Source organism: Bradyrhizobium sp. S69 (assembly GCF_009766005.1).
Classification (GTDB): domain Bacteria; phylum Pseudomonadota; class Alphaproteobacteria; order Rhizobiales; family Xanthobacteraceae; genus Bradyrhizobium.
In genome coordinates, this window is record NZ_LMUK01000006.1 from 72,473 (window position 1) to 97,794 (window position 25,322).

General features: G+C 62.6%; 22 protein-coding genes. 14 read left to right on the forward strand and 8 right to left on the reverse strand.

Going from position 1 to position 25,322, the window contains the following annotated elements; all coding sequences use genetic code 11:
- Positions 1–71: 71 nt before the first annotated feature.
- The 9 genes from GSQ88_RS34865 (at position 72) to GSQ88_RS01310 (ending at position 8,815) form a co-directional block, all read left to right on the forward strand.
- Positions 72–215, forward strand: a complete 144-nt coding sequence (locus tag GSQ88_RS34865) for a hypothetical protein (RefSeq protein WP_174247886.1) — start codon at positions 72–74, stop codon at positions 213–215.
- A 120-nt stretch (positions 216–335) separates the two neighbouring features.
- The gene (locus tag GSQ88_RS01275) at positions 336–860 is read left to right on the forward strand and encodes an A24 family peptidase (protein WP_159005436.1); all 525 of its coding nucleotides are present in this window, start codon (positions 336–338) and stop codon (positions 858–860) included.
- Positions 861–1,020: 160 nt separating this feature from the next.
- The gene (cpaB, locus tag GSQ88_RS01280; protein ID WP_174247887.1) at positions 1,021–1,824 is read left to right on the forward strand and encodes a Flp pilus assembly protein CpaB; all 804 of its coding nucleotides are present in this window, start codon (positions 1,021–1,023) and stop codon (positions 1,822–1,824) included.
- 16 nt (positions 1,825–1,840) lie between these two features.
- Complete coding sequence (locus GSQ88_RS01285; protein ID WP_159005439.1) at positions 1,841–3,322, forward strand: type II and III secretion system protein family protein; 1,482 nt, start codon at positions 1,841–1,843, stop codon at positions 3,320–3,322.
- Between the two features lie 21 nt (positions 3,323–3,343).
- Complete coding sequence (locus GSQ88_RS01290; protein WP_159005440.1) at positions 3,344–4,084, forward strand: CpaD family pilus assembly protein; 741 nt, start codon at positions 3,344–3,346, stop codon at positions 4,082–4,084.
- Positions 4,081–5,349 (forward strand): CpaE/TadZ family protein, encoded by a 1,269-nt coding sequence (locus GSQ88_RS01295; protein ID WP_159005441.1) that lies wholly within the window; start codon positions 4,081–4,083, stop codon positions 5,347–5,349. Before GSQ88_RS01290 ends, GSQ88_RS01295 begins: the two co-directional genes overlap by 4 nt.
- A 22-nt stretch (positions 5,350–5,371) precedes the next feature.
- On the forward strand, positions 5,372–6,844 hold the full coding sequence (locus tag GSQ88_RS01300; protein WP_159005443.1) for a TadA family conjugal transfer-associated ATPase: 1,473 nt from the start codon (positions 5,372–5,374) through the stop codon (positions 6,842–6,844).
- 12 nt (positions 6,845–6,856) lie between these two features.
- Positions 6,857–7,831, forward strand: a complete 975-nt coding sequence (locus GSQ88_RS01305) for a type II secretion system F family protein (protein WP_159005445.1) — start codon at positions 6,857–6,859, stop codon at positions 7,829–7,831.
- A gap of 9 nt (positions 7,832–7,840) precedes the next feature.
- Positions 7,841–8,815: a type II secretion system F family protein gene (locus tag GSQ88_RS01310; RefSeq protein ID WP_159005446.1), complete on the forward strand. Its 975-nt coding sequence runs from the start codon at positions 7,841–7,843 to the stop codon at positions 8,813–8,815.
- Positions 8,816–9,034: 219 nt separating this feature from the next.
- Here the strand turns inward: GSQ88_RS01310 and GSQ88_RS01315 are convergent, their stop codons facing one another.
- Positions 9,035–9,856, reverse strand: a complete 822-nt coding sequence (locus tag GSQ88_RS01315) for a tetratricopeptide repeat protein (protein ID WP_159005448.1) — start codon at positions 9,854–9,856, stop codon at positions 9,035–9,037.
- 209 nt (positions 9,857–10,065) lie between these two features.
- On the opposite strand from GSQ88_RS01315, the gene GSQ88_RS01320 reads away from it, so the two are divergent.
- Both GSQ88_RS01320 and GSQ88_RS01325 read left to right on the forward strand, forming a co-directional pair.
- A complete protein-coding gene (locus tag GSQ88_RS01320) occupies positions 10,066–11,448 on the forward strand; it encodes a leucyl aminopeptidase family protein (RefSeq protein ID WP_159005450.1) in 1,383 nt (460 codons plus the stop codon).
- The gene (locus GSQ88_RS01325) at positions 11,441–12,283 is read left to right on the forward strand and encodes a C40 family peptidase (protein ID WP_159005452.1); all 843 of its coding nucleotides are present in this window, start codon (positions 11,441–11,443) and stop codon (positions 12,281–12,283) included. Before GSQ88_RS01320 ends, GSQ88_RS01325 begins: the two co-directional genes overlap by 8 nt.
- Positions 12,284–12,431: 148 nt before the next feature.
- Here the strand turns inward: GSQ88_RS01325 and GSQ88_RS01330 are convergent, their stop codons facing one another.
- The 6 genes from GSQ88_RS01330 to GSQ88_RS01355 form a co-directional block, all read right to left on the reverse strand.
- On the reverse strand, positions 12,432–14,069 hold the full coding sequence (locus GSQ88_RS01330; RefSeq protein WP_159005453.1) for an ABC transporter ATP-binding protein: 1,638 nt from the start codon (positions 14,067–14,069) through the stop codon (positions 12,432–12,434).
- An 11-nt stretch (positions 14,070–14,080) separates the two neighbouring features.
- A complete protein-coding gene (locus GSQ88_RS01335; protein WP_159005455.1) occupies positions 14,081–15,259 on the reverse strand; it encodes an ABC transporter permease in 1,179 nt (392 codons plus the stop codon).
- Positions 15,259–16,368 (reverse strand): microcin C ABC transporter permease YejB, encoded by a 1,110-nt coding sequence (locus tag GSQ88_RS01340; protein ID WP_159005456.1) that lies wholly within the window; start codon positions 16,366–16,368, stop codon positions 15,259–15,261. The genes GSQ88_RS01335 and GSQ88_RS01340 overlap by 1 nt, the downstream gene beginning before the upstream one ends.
- 3 nt (positions 16,369–16,371) lie before the next feature.
- Positions 16,372–18,237: an extracellular solute-binding protein gene (locus GSQ88_RS01345; RefSeq protein ID WP_159005587.1), complete on the reverse strand. Its 1,866-nt coding sequence runs from the start codon at positions 18,235–18,237 to the stop codon at positions 16,372–16,374.
- A 14-nt stretch (positions 18,238–18,251) separates the two neighbouring features.
- On the reverse strand, positions 18,252–20,084 hold the full coding sequence (locus GSQ88_RS01350; protein WP_502706675.1) for an extracellular solute-binding protein: 1,833 nt from the start codon (positions 20,082–20,084) through the stop codon (positions 18,252–18,254).
- A 309-nt stretch (positions 20,085–20,393) separates the two neighbouring features.
- Positions 20,394–20,942: a c-type cytochrome gene (locus GSQ88_RS01355; protein ID WP_159005458.1), complete on the reverse strand. Its 549-nt coding sequence runs from the start codon at positions 20,940–20,942 to the stop codon at positions 20,394–20,396.
- 238 nt (positions 20,943–21,180) lie between these two features.
- Here GSQ88_RS01355 and GSQ88_RS01360 point away from each other — a divergent pair, with 238 nt between their 5' ends.
- Together GSQ88_RS01360 and GSQ88_RS01365 are read left to right on the forward strand one after the other, a co-directional pair.
- Positions 21,181–21,921: a 3-deoxy-manno-octulosonate cytidylyltransferase gene (locus tag GSQ88_RS01360; RefSeq protein WP_159005460.1), complete on the forward strand. Its 741-nt coding sequence runs from the start codon at positions 21,181–21,183 to the stop codon at positions 21,919–21,921.
- Between the two features lie 43 nt (positions 21,922–21,964).
- On the forward strand, positions 21,965–22,825 hold the full coding sequence (locus GSQ88_RS01365; protein ID WP_159005462.1) for a prephenate dehydratase: 861 nt from the start codon (positions 21,965–21,967) through the stop codon (positions 22,823–22,825).
- 167 nt (positions 22,826–22,992) lie between these two features.
- Here GSQ88_RS01365 and GSQ88_RS01370 read toward each other — a convergent pair whose 3' ends face one another.
- On the reverse strand, positions 22,993–24,012 hold the full coding sequence (locus GSQ88_RS01370) for an LLM class flavin-dependent oxidoreductase (protein ID WP_159005463.1): 1,020 nt from the start codon (positions 24,010–24,012) through the stop codon (positions 22,993–22,995).
- Positions 24,013–24,407: 395 nt separating this feature from the next.
- Here GSQ88_RS01370 and metF point away from each other — a divergent pair, with 395 nt between their 5' ends.
- Positions 24,408–25,322 (forward strand): methylenetetrahydrofolate reductase [NAD(P)H], encoded by a 915-nt coding sequence (gene metF / locus GSQ88_RS01375; RefSeq protein ID WP_159005465.1) that lies wholly within the window; start codon positions 24,408–24,410, stop codon positions 25,320–25,322.

The window sequence follows — 25,322 nt, forward strand, 5'->3', positions numbered from 1 at the left end:
GGTTACCGACAACCGGCAAAGGCCCCGGATGTTCCGGGGCCTTTGTTTTTTCCCGATGACGATGGCGTACCATGCGTAAACCCGATGCCGTCTCTGCCGCGGCCAGCAAGACTGTGGCCGCCGGTTATCGCGGCGATGCGCCCGCCGAACTGGTCTGCCTGGCGCTGGTGCTGGCGATCGTTGCGCTCGCGTTGCGGATTGCCGCGGTCTGGTGATCCGCCCAACGATCCTTTCTCCTCGATTGTTGATCGCTGCGTTTCCCGATTGTTCATTTCTGCTCATTATGCTCGGGCGACGCTCCGACCTCCTGTCCGCAGCACGGGCGATATACTCCCATGATCCTCGACATCGCGCGGTTACTGCTGTTTCCGGCCCTGATGGCGTTCGCGGCCGCGAGCGACCTTCTCACCATGACGATTTCCAACCGGGTGTCGCTGGCACTGGCCGCGGGTTTCCTGATTCTGGCTTTGCTCAGCGGCATGGGATTTTACGACATCCTTTCGCATCTGGGGGCCGGCTTCGGCGTGCTGACGGTGGCTTTCGCGTGTTTTGCGATGGGCTGGATCGGCGGCGGGGATGCCAAGCTCGCGGCGGCCACCGCGCTGTGGTTCGGCTTCGGTCACCTGATGAACTATCTGGTTTATGCCTCGCTGCTCGGCGGCGTCCTGACGCTGCTATTGCTCCAGTTCCGGCAATGGCCGCTGCCCTATGCTTTGTGTCGCCAGACCTGGCTGCTCAGGCTGCACGCCAAGGACAGTGGAATTCCTTACGGCATCGCACTCGCGATCGGTGCCTTGATGATTTATCCGCAGACCGAGTGGATCATGGCGATCGATCTCGCCCACCTCGCCATGCGCTGATCGCGCCTTAAGTAAACGCCGGGTAAATATCCGACAACCCTGAGTAAACTCGGCGTTAAGGCGATTTAGATACGCCTCATTAACCATGCTTTGACGAATAGCTGGTCAACTCCCGTCACCGCGACGGAAGCGTCGCGGTGTAATGTGGAAAGTGAAGCGTATGAATACGGCACGCATTGTCGTCCTGACCATCGCCGTCGGTGCCGGCGGCATTGCCGCGTACCTTGCGAGTGGTTCCGACAATAGCAAGCCACCCCCGTCCGAACCGGTCGTGCAACTGCCGACCGTGGACGTTCTCGTTGCGAAATCCGACATCGGCCTCGGCCAATCGGTCAAGCCGGAGAACCTGCAGTGGCAGACCTGGCCGGCGGCGACCGCCAGCAACAGCTTCATCCGCCGCAACGAACGGCCGGACGCAACAACCCAGATTACAGGCTCGATCGCGCGCGCCCCCTTCATCACCGGCGAGCCGATCCGCGAGCAGAAGCTGGTGAAGGCCGACGGGTCGGGCTTCATGGCGGCAATCCTGCCGACCGGCATGCGTGCCGTGTCCACCGAAATCTCGCCGGAAACCGCCGCCGGCGGCTTTATCCTGCCCAACGACCGCGTCGACGTCATTCTTTCGAAGCATGAGAAGAATCCGGACAGTCACGCCGGCATGACCGACATCGTCAACTCGGAAATCATCCTGACCAACATTCGCGTTCTCGCGATCGACCAGGCGCCGAAGGAAAAAGACGGCCAGAACGCCGTGGTCGGCAGGACGGTGACCCTCGAATTGAAGCCCGAGCAGACCGAAACGCTCGCCCGCGCGCGCCAGAGCGGCACGCTGTCGCTGGCGTTGCGCAGCATCGCCGACGTCAACATCGTCGAAAGCAAGGCCGAGGACCAGAGCCGCAAGCGCAGCGATAGCGTCAACGTTATTCGCTACGGCGTATCAACCCCGACGACGACCCAGAAGTGATTAAAGGACGCTCGATATGAAATGCAGGGGAAATCGGCAGCTGATACGGACCTTGACGGTCCGCGCCCTGTCGTTCTCGGCCGTCGCGGCGTTGACCCTCAATCCGGTCTTGACCCCGGTTGTAGCGGCCGACTATCGCGCCGCGGCACCGGTCGCGTCGGCTGCACCGGCTCCGGTCGATGGGATGAATGCGCGCTTCCTGCCGCTCGGCATCGGCAAGTCGATCGTCATCGACCTGCCGCGCGACATCAAGGATGTGCTGGTCGCCGATCCCAAGATCGCGAACGCCGTCGTCCGCTCCGCGCAGCGCGCCTATATCATCGGCGCGACCGTCGGTCAGACCAATATCGTGTTCTTCGATTCCGCCGGCCAGCAAATTGCCGCCTATGACATCGCCGTCACGCGCGATCTCAACGGCATCCGCGCCGCCTTGAAGCAGACGATGCCAAACTCCGACATTCGGATCGAGGGCCTCGGCGACGGCGTGATGCTGTCCGGCTCGGCGGCCACCCCGATCGAGGCGCAACAGGCGGGCGATCTCGCCGCGCGACTGGTCGGCGGCGCCGACAAGGTCGTCAATTCGATCGCGGTTCGCGGCAAAGATCAGGTCATGCTGCGGGTGACGGTCGCCGAAGTGCAACGCTCGATCATCAAGCAGATGGGCATCGATCTCACCGCCAATCTGAGCTACGGCACCTCGGCCGTAACCTTCAACAACTCGAACCCGTTCACCGCGAACAATGGATCGCTGGTTTCCGGCAACTCCCTGGCGACATCGTTGGGTGGCGGCTCCACTCCGTCGGTGACGGCGACCTTGCGGGCGATGGAAAGCGCCGGCGTGGTCCGCACCCTGGCCGAACCCAACCTGACCGCGATCTCGGGCGAGTCCGCGACCTTCATCGCTGGCGGTGAATTCCCGATTCCGACCGGCGTAACCTGCCAAACGACGGCCGCAGGCTCGGTCGGGCAATGCTCCCCGTCGATCGCGTTCAAGAAATTCGGCGTCTCGCTCAATTTCACGCCGATCGTACTGACCGAGGGCCGCATCAGCCTGCACGTGATGTCGGAAGTATCCGAAGTTTCTACCGACAATTCGATCAACATCAGCGGCATTTCGGTTCCTTCGGTCAAAACCCGCCGCGCTGAAACGACGCTGGAGATTCCGTCGGGCGGAGCGATGGCGATGGCCGGCTTGATCCAGCAACAGACCAAGCAGGCGATCAACGGACTGCCCGGCCTGGCGACATTGCCGGTGCTCGGAGCACTGTTCCGCAGCACCGATTTCGCCAACAACCAGACCGATCTGATGGTGATCGTGACGCCGCTAATCGTTCGGTCCGTCGCACCGAAGGATCTGTCGCGTCCGGATGACGGATTTGCTCCGGCTTCCGATCCGCAGGCGGACCTTCTCGGCAGCATCAACCGCATCTATGGCGCCCCGGGCCGCACCGATCCGGCACAGAATTATCGCGGCACCTACGGCTTTATCACGGACTGAGACGGGACAGGGACGAAGACGATGACAATGAGAGTACCCGTCGATCGCAAGCGCGTCTTCCGCATGGCCGGAACGCTTATCGGCCTTGCCGTCGTGCTGGGAGCGTGCACCCATACCGGCGACGAAGTGACGACGGCGAGCATTCCCGAAGACTACCGCCTGCGCCATCCGATCGCGATTCAGGAAGCCAACCAGTCGGTCGTGATCTTCGTCGGCCGTGCCCGCGGAGGTCTTTCCGCGGATCAGCGGGCCGACGTGATGGGCCTCGCGCAGGCCTGGCTTCATGAAGCAACCGGCCCGATCACCGCCGACGTGCCGATCGACACGCCAAACGCAGCCGCGGCCTCCGACGCGTTCCGCGAGGTCCAGGCGCTGCTCGGGGCGGCCGGTGTGCCGCCGCGCGGCATCACCCTGCACCGTTATCATCCGAGCGACCCACGCCAGATGGCGGCGATCCGGCTCAACTATCCGAAAATCTCCGCGACCGCCGGACCCTGTGGCCTGTGGCCCGAGGATCTCGGCTCCTCGATCCATGACAAGAGCTACCGCGAAAACAAGTCCTGGTACAATCTCGGCTGTTCCAACCAACACAACATGGCCGTGATGGCCGACAATCCGGCGGATCTCGTGCAGCCGCGGCCCGAAACCCCCGCCTACGTCGTGCGCCGCACGGAAGCCTTCGAGAAGTATCGCAAGGGCACCGTGACGACGACCACTTATCCGGAAGCCGACAAGGCTAAACTCAGCGATACAGGCAAATGATCAGCTACGCCCGTCAAAATCCCGAAGACCCGTCGGACGCCACCGCGCCCCCCATGGACGATCACATTGCGCCTGCGCCGCGGGTGTCGGTGCAGGCGTTTTGCGAGACGGTGGAAACCGCAGCCGCCGTGCAATCGGCCGGCGAGGATCGCAGGCTCGGCAAGGCGCATCTCAAGATCCAGATGGGCGGCATGGCGGCCGCTATCGAGGCCTATCGTACCGCGCCGACGCCGAACGTGATCATCCTGGAGACCGAAGGCCGCAACGATATCCTGGCCGGCCTCGACCAGCTCGCCACCGTGTGCGATTCCGGCACCCGCGTCATCGTCATCGGCAAGCTCAACGATGTCACGCTCTATCGCGAGCTGGTGCGTCGCGGCGTCAGCGACTATGTGATCGCACCGGTCGGCGCCATCGACGTGGTGCGTTCGGTTTGCGGGCTGTTCTCGGCGCCGGAGGCCAAGGCGGTCGGCCGCATCATCGCCATCGTCGGAGCCAAGGGCGGCGTCGGCGCTTCCACCGTCGCCCACAACGTGGCCTGGGCGATCGCGCGCGATCTCGCGCTGGATTCCGTCGTCGCCGACCTCGACCTGGCGTTCGGCACCGCCGGCCTCGACTACAACCAGGATCCGCCGCAAGGCATCGCCGACGCCGTGTTCTCGCCCGATCGCGTCGACACCGCGTTTATCGACCGCCTGCTGTCGAAGTGCACCGACCATCTCAGCCTGCTGGCCGCGCCGGCCTCGCTGGAGCGGGTCTACGACTTCGGCGCCGACGCCTTCGATTCGATCTTCGACACACTGCGCGCGACGATGCCCTGCATCGTGCTCGACGTTCCCCATCAATGGTCGGGATGGACCAGGCGCGCCTTGGTCGCCGCGGACGATATCCTGATCGTCGCGGCGCCCGACCTCGCCAATCTCCGCAACACCAAGAACATGTTCGACCTGTTGCGGGCGTCGCGGCCCAACGACCGGATGCCGCTGTATTGTCTCAACCAGGTCGGCGTGCCGAAGCGGCCGGAGATCAATGCCAGCGAGTTCGCCAAGGCGATCGAGAGCCAGCCGATCGCGACGCTTCCGTTCGACCCGCAAATGTTCGGTTCGGCGGCCAATAACGGCCAGATGATCGCGGAAATCTCCGCCAACCATCGCACCACCGAGATGTTTCTTCAAATCGCGCAGCGGCTGACCGGCCGTGGCGAGACCAAAAAGCCGCGCGGCTCGTTCCTGTCGCCCCTGATCGAGAAGCTGCGGGCCAAGTAACTCACCCGCATGGAGTACCGTCGTGTTTGGTAAGCGTAGCGGAACAGAAAACGATTCGCGGCCGACGAAGTCCGCCGGCGGCGTGCTGGAGCAATCTTCCAGCGCGCCCGCCGCTGCGTCGCGCGATGCGCCACCGCCGGCCGTTTCCTCGCCACCGCTGGCGCCGGCCAGAGCGGCACCGCCCGCGCCGTCGATGGACGCGCGGCGCTCGGATAGTTATTACCAGGTCAAGGCGACGATCTTCGGCGCCTTGATCGAAGCCATCGATCTCGCCCAGCTCGCCAAGCTCGACGGCGAATCGGCGCGCGAGGAAATCCGCGATATCGTCAACGAGATCATCGCGATCAAGAATATCGTGATGTCGATCGCCGAGCAGGAGGAACTGCTCGACGACATCTGCAACGACGTTCTCGGATACGGACCGCTGGAGCCGCTGCTGTCGCGCGACGACATCTCGGACATCATGGTCAACGGCGCCGGCACGGTATTTATCGAAGTTGCCGGCAGAATTCAGCGCACCGGAATCCGTTTCCGCGACAACCAGCAACTGCTCAACATCTGTCAACGCATCGTCAGCCAGGTCGGCCGCCGCGTCGATGAATCCTCTCCGATCTGCGACGCGCGCCTCGCCGACGGCTCCCGTGTCAACGCCATCGTTCCGCCGCTGGCGATCGACGGGCCGGCGCTCACGATCCGCAAATTCAAGAAGGACAAGCTGACCCTCGACCAGCTGGTCAAGTTCGGCGCGATCACGCAGGAAGGCGCGGAAATCTTGCAGATCATCGGGCGCTGCCGCGCCAATGTGCTGATCTCGGGCGGTACCGGTTCCGGCAAGACGACGCTGCTGAATTGCCTCACCAACTATATCGACGAGGACGAGCGCATCATCACCTGCGAGGACGCGGCCGAACTTCAGCTACAGCAGCCGCATGTGGTGCGCCTTGAAACCCGCCCGCCCAATATCGAAGGCGAAGGCCAGGTCACCATGCGCGAACTGGTCCGCAACTGCCTGCGTATGCGCCCTGAGCGTATCATCGTCGGCGAAGTCCGCGGACCGGAAGCGTTCGACCTGTTGCAGGCCATGAACACCGGTCACGACGGCTCGATGGGGACGCTGCACGCCAATAATCCACGCGAAGCCCTGTCACGCTGCGAATCCATGATCACGATGGGTGGATTTTCGCTGCCGTCGCGAACCATTCGCGAGATGATCTGCGCCTCGATCGACGTCGTGGTTCAGGCCGCCCGCCTGCGCGACGGCTCCCGCCGCATCACCCACATCACCGAGGTGATGGGCATGGAAGGCGATACCATCATCACCCAGGACCTGTTCGTCTACGACCTGGTCGGCGAGGACGCCAACGGCAACATTCTGGGACGGCATCGCTCGACCGGGATCGGACGACCCCGCTTCTGGGATCGCGCGCGGTATTACGGCGAAGAGAAGCGGCTTGCCGCAGCGCTCGACGCTGCCGAAGTCGCGCCACCGAACTAAAGGGAGCAGGCCATGCACGTCCAAACGCTCGCACTGGCTTTCCTGGCCGCCACCGCCATCGGCGGCCTGGCGTGGGTTTTTCTGTATCCGGTTCTGTCGGGACAGAACAAGGCCGATTCTCGCCGGGCATCGATCGCAAAATCGGCGCCTGCCGCACGCCAGGCTGACAAGAGCCAGCGCTCGCGTCGCGAACAGATCGAAGGATCGATGAGGGATCTCGAGGCGCGCCGCCTGAAGGAAAAGAAGGTCCCGCTTGGCACCCGGCTAACCCAGGCCGGCCTGGACTGGACGCCTCAGAAGTTCATGATCGTTTCCGCGGTGACGGGAGCGGTGTTCTTTGCCGGGGCGATGATGTTCGGCGGCGGACTGCTCGCAGCCGTCGGCATGGGCTTCGCCGGGGGATTCGGCCTGCCGCGCTGGGCGTTGAATTACCTGAAGAAGCGCCGGGAAAAGCAATTCCTGAAAGCGCTGCCGGATGCCGTCGACGTAATCGTTCGCGGCATCAAGGCGGGCCTGCCGCTGTTCGAATCGATCAAGGTCGTCGCAGCCGATGCACCTGAGCCGCTGAGGAGCGAGTTCCTCGCCATTATCGAAACCCAAGCGATCGGCATGCCGCTCGGCGAGGCCTGCACGCGACTGTACGAACGGATGCCGCTGCCGGAAGCGAACTTCTTCGGTATCGTGATCGCGATCCAGCAGAAGTCCGGCGGCAACCTGTCCGAAGCGCTGGGCAACTTGTCCAAGGTGCTGCGCGATCGCAAGAAGATGGCAGAGAAGATCCAGGCGATGTCGATGGAAGCCAAGGCTTCCGCGAGCATCATCGGTGCGCTGCCGCCGATCGTCATGATTCTCGTCTACATCACGACGCCGCAATATATTTCGATACTGTGGACGCATCCGACCGGTCAATTGATGCTGGTCGGCTGCGTGCTCTGGATGGCCACGGGCATCTTCGTAATGAAGAGAATGATCAATTTCGACTTCTGACGGTGCAGCATGCTTGATTTACTGGTCGACAAGATCCACGACGCGCACTTCATGACGATGCTGCTCGCCGCCATCGCCGCCAGCGCGACGGCGTATACGCTGGTGATGCCGATGTTCGCGGGCGAAGGGCTCGCCAAGCGCATGAAGGCGGTCGCGAGCGAGCGCGAGCGGATCCGGCAGCGCGAGCGCGACCGCATGACCAAGAACGAAAAGGTGTCGCTGCGCCAAGCGCCGAAACAGCTCGTCTCCAGGGTGGTGGAAGACTTCAATCTCGGAAAATGGCTGGCCCAGGAAGTCGCACGCGAGAAGCTCATGCAGGCCGGCTATCGCGGCCAGGCGCCCTATATCACTTTCCTGTTCTTCCGGCTGGTGACGCCGATCCTGCTCTTCTTCGCGGCAATCCTGTATGTGTTCCTGATCTCGCACATGACCTATTCATGGTCGATCAAGATCGGCATGTGCATCCTCGCGGCCTATCTGGGCTTGCAGGCGCCGATGCTGTTCCTGAAGAACGCGATCTCAAAGCGCCAGCTCTCGATCAAGCGCGCCTTTCCCGACGCGCTCGATCTGCTGCTGATCTGCATCGAATCCGGCATGTCGGTCGAAACCGCCTTCCGCAAGGTCAGCGTCGAGATCGTGACCCAATCGGTCGCGCTGTCGGAGGAATTCACGCTGACCACCGCTGAACTCTCTTATCTCCAGGACCGCAAGGTCGCGTACGAAAACCTGGCCAAGCGCACCGGGCTAGAAGGCGTGAAATCTGTCTGTCTGGCCTTGCAGCAGGCCGAGCGCTACGGAACGCCGCTCGGTCACAGCCTGCGCGTCATGGCGCAGGAAAACCGCGACATGCGCATGAACGAAGCCGAGAAGAAGGCCGCGGCGCTGCCGCCGAAGCTGACGGTGCCGATGATCCTGTTCTTCCTGCCGGTGCTGTTCGTCGTCATCCTCGGGCCGACCGGCATCAAGATCGCGGCGATGCAATGAGCGGGGCGGCGCAGGTTCATAACGTTTTCGAGCGAAGTGGGCACCGGTTCGCATGAAGAAAACGCGTCAAAACAAAAGACTGGAGCCCTGTTCCGATTCAATCGGAACAGGGCTCTCGGACCGCTATCGGCCAGCGCAAGGTTAGAGCACCGACGGCCGCGATCACCGGATGACGCGGCTCAGCGCAGGGCGATGATGGCTTCTGGCACTTGGAAGCGGTCAGTCCGGAGCGTTGAGAGACGCCATCGGGACTTTGCCGGAAGCGGAGCGCGGATTGTCCTTGCGGCTCAGCATCTGCTTCAGATAGGCGACATTCGCCGCCGCCTGATCGGACGGCAGATCGGCCTTCACGATGCTTTCGGCTTCGGCGAAACGGCCCTGTAGGCCGACCACCAGCCCCAGATTCTGCCGCACCCGCGCATCGGCGCGGCCGCTGGCATAGGCCTTGCGGAGCGTCTCTTCCGCCTTCGGCAAGTCCCTGGACAAAACATAGGAGAGGCCGAGATTGGACAGCACCGACGGTTCGTCGGGCACGATCCTCAAGGCGCTGGCGTAATAATCGCGGGCTTCGTCATGACGGCCGAGCTGATCGAGCACGGTTCCTTGCACCGAGAGGATCCGCCAGTCGGGATTGTCGGGCGTATGCGCGCGGGTCAGCACGTCGAACGACGCTTGGAAATTACCGTTATCGGCCAGCGACCGGCCGAAAGCCGCGAGCAGCGCCTTGTTGCCGGGATGGGCGATCGAGGCCTGTTCGAGCACGGCGGCGGCCTGCGATCGCTGCCCGGTGGCGCGCAGGGCCTGGCCATAGGCCAAGGCAGCATCGGCATCCTTGGGATTGGCGCGGTAGCGCTCGCCAGAAACCTCCACGGCGCGCCGCGGATCGGCGTCGGGGCTGGCTTCGGATTTCGGCATCAGCGACCCCGTGACATCGGACGTGGTCTGGCAACCGCAAAGCCCGACGGCGAAAATCGCCGCGACGGCCGCGGAAGCAAGATGCCGGGCGAGGCTGGACTGCGCGAGGCTGGACTGCTGACGCATGGCACTTAAACTCACGAGATCAGGCGGGATTGATCGAGCCGAACGCGCCCAGCAATAAAGTGTTAACCCTAACGCCCAGTTAAAATGCGCCTTATGGAACCCTTCAGATCGATCGAACAGGATGGCCCCATGCTGCGAAATCTCTTCCACCCGGCCGCGTTGGCCGCTTTAACTGATCGGGCCCCGTTCGAGTGAAGACCGAGAAGAACATGCATTCAGCATTCGAGACCGCACCGGCCGCTCCAGCCATCCCGATTATTTTCGCGACCAAAACCACCTGGGACGCGATCCGCGACGCTCTTCCCGCGCCTGCCCGGCAGTTTGCGCTGGCCAATGATTTTGCGGCGAAGCCCGGAAAATGCCTGACCTTGCCGGCCGCCGACGGGCAGATCGCCCAGGTCATTTTTGGCCTTGAGGACGAGGCCAGCAAATCCCGCGACCTGTTCCGGCCGGGATCGTTGCCAGGCCTGCTGCCGCCGGGGACCTATCGCTTTGCCAATGCGCCGCACGACACGCGGCTTGCCACACTAGCTTTTGCGCTCGGCAGCTACCGGTTCGGCCGCTACCGCACGGCGGAGACGTCCGACGTCAGGCTGGTGCCGCCCGATGGCGTCGACATCGCCGATATCACGCGGATGGCGGAAGCGGCATCCCTCGCCCGCGACCTCATCAACACGCCGTCGAACGATATGGGACCGGAGGAACTGGCGCAGGCGGCGCAACATCTGGCAGAGCGCTTCGACGCCGGCTTCACTTGCATCACCGGCGACGATCTCACGCGGCAGAACTTTCCGCTGATCCATGCCGTCGGCATGGCCTCGACGCGAGCGCCGCGCCTGATCGATTTCAACTGGGGCGATCCTTCGCATCCCAAGGTCACGCTGGTCGGCAAGGGCGTCTGCTTCGACACCGGCGGGCTCGACCTGAAACCTTCCGGCGGCATGCTGATCATGAAGAAGGACATGGGGGGCGCTGCCAATGTGCTGGCGTTGGCGCTGATGGTGATGGACGCCAGGCTGAAGGTGCGGCTCAGGGTGCTGATTCCCGCGGTCGAAAATGCGGTGGCCGGCAACGCGTTTCGCCCGCTGGATGTCTTTACCTCGCGCAAGGGCCTGACGGTCGAGATCGGCAACACCGATGCCGAAGGACGGCTGGTGCTGGCCGACGCGCTGGCGCTCGCCGATGAAGAAAAGCCCGATCTGCTGATCGATCTCGGCACCCTGACGGGCGCGGCGCGGGTGGCGCTCGGGCCCGATTTACCGCCCTTTTACACCAACGATGAGACGCTGGCGCTGCAGGTTGCGGCCCACGCGAAACAGGAGAACGATCCGTTGTGGCGATTGCCGCTGTGGCCTCCTTACGATTCCTGGCTCGATTCCAAGGTCGCCAACCTCAACAACGCGCCGTCGGGCGGGTTCGCCGGCTCCATCACCTGCGCGCTGTTCCTGCAACGCTTCGTCGAGGCCGCGAAGAGCTGGCTGCATGTCGACATCTACGGCTGGACACCGACGGCGAAGCCGGCGCGGCCCGAGGGCGGCGAATGCCAGGCCGCCCGCGCGATCTACAAATTGTTGAGTGAACGCTATGGATGACCCGCGCCTGACGCCGGCGCGGCCCGACCTCGCCGCGAAATATCTCGAAGGCAAGGTCACGGCGGCACGTTTTGTCAGCGGCGAGACCTTCGAAATCGTCGATGCGATTGCACCGCTGCGGGAAAGGCCATCCGGCGACGCCGGGCTCCTGACCCAGGCGCTCAAAGGCGAGCAGGTGACGATCTACGACCGCAACGGCGAAGGCTGGGCCTGGGGGCAACTCAACCGCGACGGCTATGTTGGCTGGCTTCCGGATTCGGCGCTGGCGAAACCCAATGCCGCACCAACGCACAAGGTCATCGCGATCCGGACATTTGCGTTTCCCGGCCCCTCGATCAAACTGCCGCCGTTGGACACGCTGGTGATGGATTCGTGGCTGACCGTGACGCGTGAGGACGGCGCTTTCGCCGTCACGCGCGAAGGCTGGTATCTGCCGCGCCAGCATCTCGGCCAGCTCGATGGCTTCGAGAAGGACTTTGTCGAAATCGCCGAACGCTTCGTCGGCACGCCCTATCTGTGGGGCGGCAAGACTAGCCTCGGGATCGATTGTTCCGGCCTGGTCCAGATCTCATTGAACGCGGTGGGCACCGGCTGCCCGCGCGACAGCGACATGCAGCAGGACGGCCTCGGCCGGGCGCTCGATCAGGCGGAATCAAAACAATTGCAGCGCGGCGATTTGATCTTCTGGAAGGGCCATGTCGCGATCGTGCGCGATGCCGACAGCATCGTTCATGCCAACGCGCATCACATGGCGACCGCGATTGAAAACACCCGCGACGCGATCGCCCGCATCAAGGCCGCCGGCAGCGAGGTTATTTCGATCAAGCGGATGTAGCTGAACGCCTTCCGCTCAAGTTCGTCATGCCCGGGCAGAAGCGCGTCTTCGCGCTAGATGTCCCGGGCATCCACGTCTTTACGCTGCTGCAGTCAGGAAGACGTGGATGGCCGGGTCAAGCCCGGCCATGACGAAAACGAATTGGGGTTCAGTCCGCCACCACGCCGCCAGCCGCGGCTTCCAACCGGAACGCGGCGGCGAACAGCGCGCGGGTGTAGTCGCTCTTCGGATTCTTGAACAGTTCCGCCGCCGCGCCCTCCTCCACCACCTTGCCGTGACGCATCACGATCAGATGGCTTGCCAATGAGGCGACCACGCGCAAATCGTGTGAAATGAACAGGTAGGTCAGGTCGCGCTTGCGCTGCAGTTCGCGCAACAGATCGACCATCTGCGCCTGCAGCAGCATATCCAGCGCGCTGGTCGGCTCGTCCAGCACCACGAAATGCGGCTCCAGCACCACCGCTCGCGCGATACTGATGCGCTGACGCTGGCCGCCGGAGAATTCATGCGGATAGCGAAACCGTGTCGCCGGATCGAGGCCAACGTCTTTCAGCGCCTTGATCACGCGCGCTTCGCGTTCGGATTCCGAGAGCGCGCGCTGATGCACGGTCAGACCCTCCGCGATGATGTCGCCGACCGACATTCGCGGGCTCAGCGCACCGAACGGATCCTGAAACACGATCTGCATGTCCCGACGGAACGGCCGCATCGCCTGGAAGCGCAGGCCCTGGATGTCCTTGCCGAGAAACACGATCGGCCCGTCGGACGAGATCAGCCGCAGCAACGCCAGGCCCAGCGTGGTCTTGCCGGAGCCGGATTCACCGACGACGCCGAGCGTCTCGCCCTGTCGCACCGAGAGGCTGACGCCATCGACCGCCTTGATATGCCCGACCGTCTTGCGCAGCAGACCGCGCTTGATCGGAAACCAGACCTTCAAACCGTCGGTCGAAATCACGACCGGAGATTCCGGGCGAGGCGGCGCCGGATCGGGCTTCGGCTCGGCTGCGAGCAAAGCGCTTGTATAGGGATGTTGCGGCGCGGTGAAGACCTGTTCGACCGGCCCCTGCTCGACGATCTTGCCGCCATTCATGACGCAGACGACATCAGCGATGCGGCGGACGATGCCGAGATCATGGGTAATGAACAGCAGGCTCATGCCGAGCCGCGCGCGAATTTCCGCCAGCAGCGTCAGAATCTGCGCCTGGACGGTGACGTCGAGCGCGGTGGTGGGCTCGTCGGCAATCAGGAGATCCGGCTCGTTGGCGAGCGCCATCGCGATCATGACCCGCTGCCGCTGGCCGCCGGACAATTGATGCGGATAGCTCGAAAGCCGCGTTTCCGGGTCGGGAATACCGACCTGGGTCAACAGCTCGAGCGTTCGCGCCCGCGCCATCGCGCCGCGAACCCCGCTGTGCAGCTGCAATATCTCGCCGATCTGGGACTCGATCGTATGCAGCGGATTGAGCGAGGTCATCGGCTCCTGGAAGATGATCGAAATGTCGTTGCCGCGAATGCCGCGAATCTCGCGCTCCGACATCGTAAGCAGTTCGTGGCCCTTGAAGTGGATGCTGCCGGTGGGATGCGACGCGGTCGGATACGGCAACAGCTTCAGAATCGACAGCGCGCTGACCGATTTTCCGGAACCGGATTCGCCGACCAGCGCCACGCACTCGCCGCGCTTGATCTCAAAGGAAATCCGGTCGACCGCCAGCGACGTGCCGCTCGGTTGGTGAAACGCCACCGACAAATCGCGGACGTGAAGCAGAGGCTGATTGATGGCGTCCATGCGGCGGGTCCCTACCGGAACGTCTTGCGCGGATCGAAGGCGTCGCGCGCGGCTTCGCCGATGAAAATCAACAGCGACAGCATGATCGCAACCGCGAAAAAGCCGGTGAAGCCAAGCCAGGGCGCCTGCACATTGGCCTTGGCCTGCGACAGCAACTCGCCGAGCGAGGGCGAGCCCGGGGGCAGACCGAAGCCGAGGAAATCCAGCGCGGTCAGCGTCATCACCGACGAGGAGACGATGAACGGCAGGAATGTCATGGTCGCCACCATCGCGTTCGGCAGCAAATGCCGGAACATGATCACGGCATTGGACACGCCGAGCGCCCGCGCTGCCTGGATGTATTCAAAGTTACGTCCGCGCAGAAACTCCGCCCGCACCAGTCCAACCAGCGATACCCAAGAGAACAGCAGCAGGATGCCGAGCAGGACAAAGAAGCCCGGCACCAGCACCGACGACAGGATCAGCAGCAGATACAGCGAAGGTATAGCGGTCCACACCTCGATCACGCGCTGGAAGGTCAAATCGATCCAGCCGCCGAAATAGCCCTGAACGCCGCCGGCGGCGATGCCGATGATCGACGAGATGATGGTGAGCGCGAGACCGAACAGGACCGAAATTCGAAAGCCGTAGATCAGGCGCGCGACGACGTCGCGGCCCTGGTCGTCGGTGCCGAGCCAATTATACTCCAGATCGCGGCAGCCCTTGAGGCCTTTCTTCTGCACCACGTCCTTGCACTCGGCTTCGGTCAGCATCCAGGTCGGCTTCGACGGGGCCGGTGTCGGCAAATCGAGATTGTGCGTATCGTAAGAATAGCGGATCAGCGGCCAGACGATGCTGCCACCCTTTTCCGCGATCAGCTTCTGTAGATAGGGATCGCGATAATCCGCTGCAGTCTGGAAATCGCCGCCGAACGTGGTCTCGGGATAGGTGACGAAAGCCGGAAAATACAAATGGCCATCGTACTTGATCAGGAATGGACGATCATTGGCGATCAGTTCGGCAAACAACGAGACAAAGAACAGAAGAAGAAATATCCAGAACGACCAATAGCCGCGGCGATTCGATTTGAAATTCTGCCAGCGCCGCCGGTTGAGCGGTGACGGGCTGAAGCGATGGCGCGTCATCGGCACGGCTTCACCGAGCGGCGATTGCGTCGTGGTTTCGACCGGCGGTGGGGCGATCAGGGTCATCAGACCTCCCGCGCCTCGAAATCGATCCGCGGATCGATCCACATATAGGCCAGATCCGAGATCAGATTGACCACCAGACCCACCAGCGAAAAGATGAACAGCGTTCCAAACACCACCGGATAGTCGCGGTTCAGCACGCTTTCGAAACCGAGCAGGCCGAGCCCATCCAGCGAGAAAATGGTCTCGATCAGCAGCGAGCCGGAAAAGAACGCGTGGATGAAGGCGCCCGGGAAACCGGCGATCACGATCAGCATGGCGTTGCGGAAGACGTGATTGTAGAGTACCTGGCGTTGGCTGCAGCCCTTGGCACGCGCGGTCATCACATATTGCTTGCGGATTTCATCGAGAAACGAGTTCTTGGTCAGCAGCGTCATGGTGGCGAAGGCGCCGAGCGCCATCGCGATCAGCGGCAGCGTGATGTGCCAGAAATAATCCAGGATCTTCCAGTACCAGGGGAATTGCGACCAGCCGTCTGAGGTCAGGCCACGCAGCGGGAAGATGTTGAAGAACGAGCCGCCGGCGAACAGGATGATCAAAAGGATCGCGAACAGGAAGCCTGGGATAGCAAATCCGACGATGATGATGGCCGACGTCCAGGTGTCGAACTTGGAGCCGTCCTGCACCGCCTTGCGGATCCCGAGCGGGATAGAGATCAGATAGGTCAAGAGCGTCATCCAGATCCCGAGCGACATCGAGACCGGCAATTTCTCCTTGATCAACTGCAAGACGGTGGTATCGCGAAAATAGCTTTTGCCGAAATCGAAGCGCGAGAAGTTCCACACCATCAGCGCGAAGCGCTCCGGCGCCGGCTTGTCGAAGCCGAACTGCTTTTCGAGGCTCTTGATGAAATCGGGATCGAGCCCCTGCGCGCCGCGATACTTCGAACTGGCGCCGCCACCGGAAAAATTGCCGGGCTGGCCGCGCGGGCTGAAATCGCCACCGCCGCCGGAAACCCGCGAGGTGCCGCCGGTGTCGGCGCCGTTGAGCTGCGCGATCACGCGTTCCACCGGGCCGCCGGGGGCGAACTGCACCACCACGAACGACACGAACAATATTCCGAGCAGCGTCGGGATCATCAGCAAAATGCGGCGGGCGATATAGGCGCTCATGAGCTACTTCGCCTGTTCGGATTTGGCGGCCTTGGCGGCGTCGTACCACCAATTTTCCGGCGCACCGACACCCCCCGAATATTTCGGCGGCTTGTCGGGGTGATTGAACACGTCCCAATAGGCAATCGGGTGCGTCGCGCGGAACCATTGCGGCACCCAATAGCGGCCGGCCCGGAACACCCGGTCCAGCGCACGACATGCATTGGTCAGATCCACCCGCGTCTCGGCACTCATGGCCCTTGCGACCAGTGCGTCGATCGCTGGGCTAGCAACACCGGCCAGATTGTATGAGCCCTTGGTGGCCGCCGCCTGCGATGTAAAGTACGGCCGCAGGCTGTCGCCCGGCGTCGCCGACATGCTCAAGCGCTCGACCGTCACATCGAAATCAAAATCTTCCACGCGCGCGCGGTACTGCACGGCGTCGATCAATCGGATGCTGGCGTCGATCCCGAGCTGTCCGAGATTCTTGATGAAGGTGGCGTGATGCGGCTGAAATGCCGGCTCATCGAGCAGGAATTCGACCGTGAAGGCCTCGCCGTTCGGCAATAGCCGTTTGCCGTCCTTGATGACACATCCGGCGTCGTTGAGCAGTTGCACCGCTTTGCGCAACAAGGCCCGGTCCTGACCCGACCCGTCCGATACCGGCGGCACATAAGGTTCGCCGAATACTTCGTCGGGGACCTGGCCGCGAAACGGCTCGAGCAGCTTGAGTTCTTCCGGCGATGGCGCCCCGACCGCCACCATGTCCGAATTCTGAAACGGCGAGCAGGTGCGCGCATAGGCGCCGTACATCACGGTCTTGTTGGTCCATTCGAAGTCAAAGGCGTTGCCGAGGGCTTCCCGCACCCTTGGATCCCTAAACTTGTCGCGACGGGTGTTGAAGAACCAGCCTTGTCCACCCGACGGCGTTTGGTCCGGCAAGGTCTCGCGCTTGACGCGGCCATCCTTGACCGCCGGGAAATCATAGCGTGTCGCCCAGATGCGCGCGGTGAACTCCTCGCGGTACAGATAGCTCCTTCCGCTGAAACCCTCGAACGCGACATCGCGGTCGCGATAAAACTCATAGCGTACGGTATCGAAATTGTAGCTGCCGCGGTTCACCGGGAGGTCGGCGGCCCACCAGTCCTTGACCCGTTCATATTCAATGTAGCGGTTGGCCTCGAATTTGCCGACCTTGTACGGCCCCGATCCCAGCGGCGTATCGAGGGTCGATTCCTCGAATGACCGCGTCGCATAATAGGCCTTGGAGAAGATCGGCAGGCCCGCGACATAGAGCGGCACGTCGCGGGCGCGCTTTTCCGCGAAGCTGACGACAACGGTCGCGTCATCGGCCGCTTCGGCCTTCAGCATGTCGCGCAACTGAACCATGATCAGCGGATGACCCTTTTCCTTCAGCGCGGTCAGCGAGAACGCGACATCCTGCGCGGTCAGCTTCGAGCCGTCGTGAAATCGGGCCTCGGGCCGGATGGTGAAACGGTAAACCAGTTTGTCCGGCGATATCCGCACCGACTTCGCCGCGAGACCATACATCGCATCCGGCTCGTCACTCGCGCGCACCATCAGCGCCGCGAAGGTCATATCCATACCCTGCGCGCCCTCGCCCTTGAGGATGTAGGCGTTGAGCGAACTGAACGTGAAATACGACTGGTTGTAGGCGCGACTGGAAGGTATCAGCGAAAACAGCCCGCCCTTCGGCGCGTCGATATTCACATAATCGAGATGCTGAAAGTCCGCCGGATATTTCAGATCGCCGAATGCCGAGATGCCGTGGATGTCCGAGCCGGTATCGGCCGCCGCCGACCGAAAACCCACAGCGCTGATCGCACCGACCCCGACACCGAGCAGGTGCCGGCGCGAGAGCTGCATCATGCCTGCGGAAACCCTCAAGATCGCTTGCCGATCTTGGCTGCCTTGTCGGCGTCGAACCACCACAGCGACGGCAATCCGCCGCGGCCGTATTTCGGCAGAGGGTCGGCATGGTTGAAGCGGTCCCAGATCGCGTAGCGCGCAAACCCGTAGGTGAATTGCGGGACGACGTAGAAATTCCACAACAGGACGCGATCGAGCGCCCGCGTCGCAGCGACGAGGCCGGCACGATCCTTGGCGAAGATGATCTTGTCGATGAGTTGATCCACGGCCGGATTCTTGATGCCGATGGTGTTTTTCGAGCCCGGCTGGTCCGCGCTCTGCGAGCTCCAGAATTCCCGCTGCTCGTTGCCGGGCGACAGCGACTGTCCCCAGACGTCGGTGATGATGTCGAAGTCGAAGTTACGCAGCCGGTTCTCGTATTGCGCATCGTCCACGACGCGGATCGATGTCGTAACGCCGATACGCTCGAGCGACGGCTTGTAGAACAGCGATATCCGCTCACTCGATGGATCCTGGACCAGAATCTCGACGGTCACCGGTTTTTCCGCCGGATCGACCAGCTTGCCGTCCTTGATCGTGTAGTTCGCCTCCTTCAGCAGCCTCATTGCCTCGCGCAGATTCGCGCGTACCGCCTCGGGGTTGCCGCCAACCGGATTGGAATATGTCGTCGTGAAGAGTTCCGCCGGCACCTTGTCGCGCACGGTCTCCAGGATCTGGAGTTCTTCGCCCTGCGGCAGTCCCGACGAGGCCAGCTCCGTGCCGTCGAAGTAGCTGTTGATGCGCTTGTACTGCCCATAAAACAGCTGCTTGTTCATTTCCTCGAAGTCGAACGCAAAATTGAAGGCGCGGCGCAGCCGGGCATCCTTGAATTGCTCCCGGCGCAGATTGAGCACGAAGCCCTGCATCCGCCCGGAATCGTTGATCGGGAACTCCTGCTTGGCGACGCGCTTGTCGGCGATCGCCGGAAAATCATAGGCCGTCGCCCATTGCTTGGCCGAATTCTCGACGATCCAGTCGGCCTGGTCGGCCTTGAAGGCTTCGAGCGCAACCAGATTGTCGCGGAAAAACTCAAAGCGCAGTTCGTCGAAATTGTTCTGGCCGATCTGGCTCGGCAGGCTTGCGCCCCAATAGTCCTTGACCCGCTCCAGCCGGATCGATCTGGCGGCGACGAATTCCTTGATGCGGTAGGGGCCGGAACCGAGCGGCGGCTCCAGCGTCGTTGCCGAGATGTCGCGCTTTTTGCCGTTGGCGTCGGTGCCTTCCCACCAATGCTTGGGCAACACGACCAACTCACCGACGATGGTCGGCAATTCGCGATTGCCGGGGCTCTCGAAGGTGAACTTTATGTCGCGATCGCCGATCTTTTCGGTTTTGACGACGTGACGATAATACGAGGCGTAGAACGGACTGTTTTTCTTGAGTACCTCGAGCGAGAAAATCACGTCCTCGGGCGTGACCGGCTTGCCGTCATGCCAGTGGGCTTCCTTGCGAAGACGGTAGGTGACCCAGGCGAAATCGTCGGGATGCGAGGCGGCCTCCGCCAGCAGGCCGTATTCCGTGGTGACTTCGTCCAGCGAACGGCTCATCAGGGTTTCATTGATCATCGCGGCGGCCGGAGCCAGCGAGCCCTTGATGCCGGCAATAGCGATGTTGAAATTGTCGAACGTACCGATCGATATTTGACGCGCCACGCCGCCCTTGGGGGCATCCGGATTGACGTAATCGAAACGCTTGAAATCGGCGGGATATTTGATGTCGCCGAACAGCGACAAAGCGTGCCGCCAGGCCGGCTCGCCGGCCGCCGTCTGGGCGCGGGCCTCACCGATCAGGGAAGCGCCAGCCGCCATCCCAATGCTCGGAGCGATCGCGGCGAAGGCGCCGCTTTGCAAAAGATGTCGCCGGGTAATTGCCAAATGCATAATTCCTGCTGGACCTGGAAGCGCTAGTAAGACGGTAATATACGGCAACGTTTCGACAAAATACGTTGCTTTTTCCTCATGAAAGCGCCCGGCGAAGCGATCCGCTGCGGCCAAACGCCCCGATAACAAACCCGCGAGCCCTCGACATGAAAACGGCCGGGCAATGCCCGGCCGGTGATGGCGCGAAATTCCATGTCACGATGACGGGGCGTTAGCTGGCCGCCATCGCTTGATCCATCACTTGGCCGCGGTCGGCAGCGGAACCGGACTATCCGCCAGCGTGTGCAGATAATCGATCACGTCGGCGCGCTCGCTGTCCTTCTGGATGCCGGCAAAGCCCATCGCGGTGCCCGGGACGAAACCCTTCGGGTTATTGATGAACTGGTTGAGGTCGTCATAGGTCCAGGTGCCGCCCTTGCCCTTCATGGCGGCGGAGAAATTGAAGCCGCGGCCTTCACCCTTCTTGTCGCCGACGATCCCGTAGAGATTGGGGCCGACGCGGTTCGGGCCGTCCTTTTCGAAGGTATGGCAGGCGCCACATTTCTTGGCAGCAGCCGCGCCCTTCTCGACCGAGGCGGTCTGCAGCAGCTTCTCGATCGGTTCGGAAGGCGCCGGTGCAGCTTCCTTGCCGCCGGCCGGAGCCTCTTCCTTGACCGCGATTTCGAAGCCCGGCTTTGCCAGCTTCGGCGGGGAGAACAGCGCCCCGGCAGCGAAACTCGTCGACAGGATAACGAGGCAGGTGGCCAGAACGGCACCCATGATTTTATTGGTTTCGAAGGAGTCCATTTCGGATCAGGCTCCAAGCCTTAAAGCTAAGGCTTACCTGCAGTAAGCCTCAAAGGTCGACTTCAGGCCGGCGAGAAGCGGCCGCGGATGGGCCTCAGGAATCATGCTTTCGCACCGCACCCGAGTGGCTTTGAGATATCGGTTTGCCCGCGCTCTGGCAACCCGTATAAATGGGCCGGCTTTTGACCAATCCCCATCATTTCCCGCCTGTTATCAACCGGGTCCAGATCTCATCCCGATGACCGAAACCCGTACCTTGGTGCTGATCCCCGCCCGCATGGCCGCCACCCGGCTGCCTGGCAAGCCGCTGTTGGACATTGCCGGCCTGCCGATGATCGTCCACGTGCTGCGCAGCGCCGAAGCCGCGCAAATCGGCCGTGTCGCGGTCGCCACCGACACCCTGGAGATCGCCGAGGTGGTGAAATCCCATGGCGGCGAGGCCGTCATGACCCGCGCCGACCACCCGTCCGGGTCGGACCGCAGCTATGAGGCGCTGTGCAAGCTCGACCCGGAAAGCAAGATCGAGATCGTGGTCAATCTGCAGGGCGATTTCCCGACCATCCGCCCCGATAACATCAGGAGCGTGCTGACCCCCTTGGCCGACCCCGCGGTCGATATCTCGACTTTGGCCGCCGAAATCCACACCGAGGAGGAAAGCAGCAACCCGAACGTGGTCAAGGTGATCGGCTCGACCGTCAGTGCGGGGCGGATGCGCGCGCTGTACTTCACCCGCGCCACGGCGCCCTGGGGCGACGGGCCGCGCTACCATCACATCGGCCTTTATGCCTATCGCCGCCCGGCACTGGAGCGCTATGTCCGGCTGCCGCCCTCGGAGCTGGAGCTGCGCGAGAAGCTCGAACAATTGCGGGCGATCGAGGCCGGGATGCGGATCGATGTCGCCATCGTGGCAACGGTGCCGCGCGGGGTCGATACGCCGCCCGATCTGGAAACCGCCCGCGGCATACTGGCCAAACGATAGACGGCTGCTACAAGGCGCCATCACGACGAACATGACGACGAGCATGACCAAGACCATGAAAATTGCATTCCAGGGCGAGCCGGGCGCCAATTCCCATATCGCCATCGCCGCCGCCTATCCCGACGCCGAACCGCTTCCCTGCGCGACCTTCGAGGATGCGCTGGCCGCGATCTCCTCGGGCGAGGCGGATCTGGGCATGATCCCGATCGAAAACTCGGTCGCCGGCCGGGTCGCCGATATCCATCATCTGCTGCCGCAGTCCGGCCTGTTCATCGTCGGCGAATGGTTCGAGCCGATCCATCACCAGTTGATGGCGCCGCGCGGCGCCAAGCTTGCCGACATCAAGACCGTCGAGAGCCATGTCCACGCGCTCGGGCAATGCCGCCGCATCATCCGCAAGCTCGGCATCAGGCCGATCGTCTCCGGCGACACCGCCGGAAGCGCCCGCATCGTCGCCGAGCGCGGTGACAAGAGCTGCGCCTCGATCGCTTCCAGGCTCGCGGCCGACATCTACGGCCTCGATATCCTGGCCGGGGACGTCGAGGACGAGACCCACAACACCACCCGTTTCGTGGTGCTGGCGCGCGAACCGAAATGGGCCGCGCAGGGCTCGGGGCCGCTGGTCACCACCTTTGTATTCCGGGTGCGCAATTTGCCCGCCGCGCTCTACAAGGCGCTGGGCGGCTTTGCCACCAATAGCGTCAACATGACCAAGCTCGAAAGCTACATGGTCGACGGCGAATTCTCCGCGACGCAATTCTACGCCGACGTCGACGGCCATCCCGACGACAAGAACCTCGCTTTCGCGCTGGAGGAATTGAAATTCTTCTCCCGCGAATTGCGTATCGTCGGCGTCTATCCGGGCCATCCGTTCCGAGCGACGTTCAGCGAGACGAAGGAATAGGGTTTTCACGCGACCTATCCGTTCGTCGTCCCGGCGAAGGCCGGGACCCACAATCCCTGGCGTGCGTTGCTAAGCAAGGCCTCGGCCACATCGTGCAAACGGGAATCCGCGCCGTATGGGTCCCGGCCTTCGCCGGGACGACGATAGTTTGTTGACGCCTTCGTTGTTCAAGCCGCAGCCTTCTTCCCCAGCCCGAACGCGTCCGCCAGCAAGCTGTACGATTTCTTGCGGGCGTCGTGATCGTACACGGCGGTGATGATCATCAGCTCATCGGCCTTGCTGGCGTTGATCAGCGGCTGCAGTTTTGTCATCACGGTCGCGGGGCTGCCGACGAAGAACCGCGAGCGATTACGCGCGATCGAGGCCCGTTCGGCGTCGGTGTAGGGATAGGCCAGCGCCTCTTCCACGCTCGGCAGCGGCGTATACTGGCCGCGGTCGCGGCGCAGGCGGTTGAGCTCCATCGACGCTGCAAGCCGCTCCGCCTCCGCATCGGTTTCGGCGGCGACCACCGCGACCGCCAGGATGCCGTGCGGCGTCGCGCGCCAGCCCGACGGCTTGAAACGCGTATGATAATTGATCAGCGCATCGACCGCGTCGTGGGACGCAAAATGATGCGCGAAGGCAAAGCCCATCCCGACCTGGGCCGCCAGTTCCGAGCTGTAATCGCTGGAGCCGAGCAGCCAGATCGGCGGCAGCGGCACGTCGTCGGGCATCGCCACAACTTTGTTGTAGGGATGGTCGGGCGGAAAATCCCGCGTCTCCCACAAGGTCAATTCATGCAGCCGCTCGAGGAAATCATCGCCCTCGCGGCGATCGAGCCGGCTGCGTAACGCGTGGGCGGTGGCGCCGTCGGTGCCCGGCGCGCGGCCGAGCCCGAGATCGATCCGGCCCGGAAACAGCGCTTCCAGCATCTTGAAGCGTTCCGCCACCATCAGCGGCGCGTGGTTGGGCAGCATCACGCCGCCGGAGCCAACCCGGATATGGCTGGTCACCGCCGCGATCTGCCCGATCATGATGTCGGGCGCGGGGCTCGCGACCGACGCAAGGTTGTGATGCTCGGCCAGCCAATATCGGAGATAGCCGAGCTGATCGACATGGCGCGCCAGATCGATGCTGTTGCGCAGCGCCGTGGCGGGCTTGGTGCCGGTGGTGACGACGGAGAGGTCGAGGACTGAAAGCGGAATCATCGCGATAAACTAGTGCGCCACGTCCGGCCCACAAAGGGCCCTCGCGCGCAGATCAGGCGCGCATCGCATGGGCCCGCGAATGGCAGGCCAAGCCGACCCAGGTGGGCTGGATATAAGGTATACATCAAAAATCCGATCTGCCCATCACTTCAAGAAACTCTTGCTCGGAGCAAAATTAGCCCATAAATTACTGAAATTACGTACATTTCTATCTGAATTTTCAAAGCCATTTCTGCCCACCTTGTCATATCAATCGATCTCATATTAAATGTTTCACGGAGTAATTGGGCAATTTCCCATCATCGATGGGCTGTTTAAAAGGTCCGATTTCGCTTATTTTGGCTTGAGAGCAAAGCCCGGCATCGTTGCGGGCTTGAGTGGGAGTTCGCCGTGCGATGAGCGATATGACACCCCCTGCGCCCGATGGGCGCCTTGCGTTGAAATCGCCCGCGATCTCGTTTGAGTTTTTTCCGCCGAAGACCGCGGAAATGGAGCGCGGCCTGTGGGACACCATCAACCGGCTCGCGCCATTGTCGCCCAATTTCGTCTCGGTGACCTACGGCGCCGGCGGCTCGACCCGCGAACGCACCCATTCGACCATCGCCCGCATCCTCGCCGAGACCAACCTGGTCCCGGCCGCGCATCTCACCTGCGTCAACGCCCCGCGCGGCGAGATCGATGACGTGGTGGCACAATATCACGACGTCGGTGTTCGCCATATCGTCGCCCTGCGCGGCGATCCCACCACCGGGATCGGCACCAGCTATGTCGCGCATCCCGACGGCTACAAGACCTCGGCCGAACTCGTCGCCAGCATCAAGAAGCGCTATCCCGACATCGAGGTCTCGGTCTCGGCCTATCCGGAAAAGCATCCGGAGAGCCCCGACTTCGACGCCGACATCGACGTCCTCAAGGCCAAGGTCGATGCCGGCGCGGCGCGCGCCATTACACAAGTGTTCTTCGACAACGATCTCTACTTCCGTTATCTCGATCGGGTGCGGGCGCGCGGCATCGATATTCCGGTCGTGCCCGGCATCATGCCGATGCACAATTTCAAGCAGGCCCGCAATTTCGTCACGCGCGCCGGCACCACGGTGCCGTCGTGGCTGGCGGAAAAATTCGACGGGCTCGACGACGATGCCGACACCCGCAAACTGGTGGCGGCGACGGTTGCCGCCGGCCAGGTGCAGAAACTGGCAAAACACGGCGTCGACACCTTTCACTTCTACACCATGAACCGCGCGGATCTCGTGTTCGCCATCAGCCATTTGCTGGGCATTCGCCCGCAGGGCGCACAGAAAGCCGCTTGA

Excerpts from the sequence above, each read along its gene's own strand:
- GSQ88_RS01275 (WP_159005436.1), top strand. The coding sequence starts at position 336 with ATGATCCTCGACATCGCGCGGTTACTGCTGTTTCCGGCCCTGATGGCG.
- GSQ88_RS01355 (WP_159005458.1), bottom strand. The coding sequence starts at position 20,942 with ATGGACTCCTTCGAAACCAATAAAATCATGGGTGCCGTTCTGGCCACC.
- GSQ88_RS01360 (WP_159005460.1), top strand. The coding sequence starts at position 21,181 with ATGACCGAAACCCGTACCTTGGTGCTGATCCCCGCCCGCATGGCCGCC.
- GSQ88_RS01340 (WP_159005456.1), bottom strand. The coding sequence starts at position 16,368 with ATGAGCGCCTATATCGCCCGCCGCATTTTGCTGATGATCCCGACGCTG.
- GSQ88_RS01285 (WP_159005439.1), top strand. The coding sequence starts at position 1,841 with ATGAAATGCAGGGGAAATCGGCAGCTGATACGGACCTTGACGGTCCGC.
- GSQ88_RS01335 (WP_159005455.1), bottom strand. The coding sequence starts at position 15,259 with ATGACCCTGATCGCCCCACCGCCGGTCGAAACCACGACGCAATCGCCG.
- GSQ88_RS01295 (WP_159005441.1), top strand. The coding sequence starts at position 4,081 with ATGATCAGCTACGCCCGTCAAAATCCCGAAGACCCGTCGGACGCCACC.
- cpaB (WP_174247887.1), top strand. The coding sequence starts at position 1,021 with ATGAATACGGCACGCATTGTCGTCCTGACCATCGCCGTCGGTGCCGGC.
- GSQ88_RS01320 (WP_159005450.1), top strand. The coding sequence starts at position 10,066 with ATGCATTCAGCATTCGAGACCGCACCGGCCGCTCCAGCCATCCCGATT.
- GSQ88_RS01370 (WP_159005463.1), bottom strand. The coding sequence starts at position 24,012 with ATGATTCCGCTTTCAGTCCTCGACCTCTCCGTCGTCACCACCGGCACC.
- GSQ88_RS01315 (WP_159005448.1), bottom strand. The coding sequence starts at position 9,856 with ATGCGTCAGCAGTCCAGCCTCGCGCAGTCCAGCCTCGCCCGGCATCTT.
- GSQ88_RS01305 (WP_159005445.1), top strand. The coding sequence starts at position 6,857 with ATGCACGTCCAAACGCTCGCACTGGCTTTCCTGGCCGCCACCGCCATC.
- GSQ88_RS01330 (WP_159005453.1), bottom strand. The coding sequence starts at position 14,069 with ATGGACGCCATCAATCAGCCTCTGCTTCACGTCCGCGATTTGTCGGTG.
- GSQ88_RS01365 (WP_159005462.1), top strand. The coding sequence starts at position 21,965 with ATGACCAAGACCATGAAAATTGCATTCCAGGGCGAGCCGGGCGCCAAT.
- GSQ88_RS01350 (WP_502706675.1), bottom strand. The coding sequence starts at position 20,084 with ATGGCGGCTGGCGCTTCCCTGATCGGTGAGGCCCGCGCCCAGACGGCG.
- GSQ88_RS01345 (WP_159005587.1), bottom strand. The coding sequence starts at position 18,237 with ATGATGCAGCTCTCGCGCCGGCACCTGCTCGGTGTCGGGGTCGGTGCG.
- GSQ88_RS01290 (WP_159005440.1), top strand. The coding sequence starts at position 3,344 with ATGACAATGAGAGTACCCGTCGATCGCAAGCGCGTCTTCCGCATGGCC.
- metF (WP_159005465.1), top strand. The coding sequence starts at position 24,408 with ATGAGCGATATGACACCCCCTGCGCCCGATGGGCGCCTTGCGTTGAAA.
- GSQ88_RS01325 (WP_159005452.1), top strand. The coding sequence starts at position 11,441 with ATGGATGACCCGCGCCTGACGCCGGCGCGGCCCGACCTCGCCGCGAAA.
- GSQ88_RS34865 (WP_174247886.1), top strand. The coding sequence starts at position 72 with ATGCGTAAACCCGATGCCGTCTCTGCCGCGGCCAGCAAGACTGTGGCC.
- GSQ88_RS01310 (WP_159005446.1), top strand. The coding sequence starts at position 7,841 with ATGCTTGATTTACTGGTCGACAAGATCCACGACGCGCACTTCATGACG.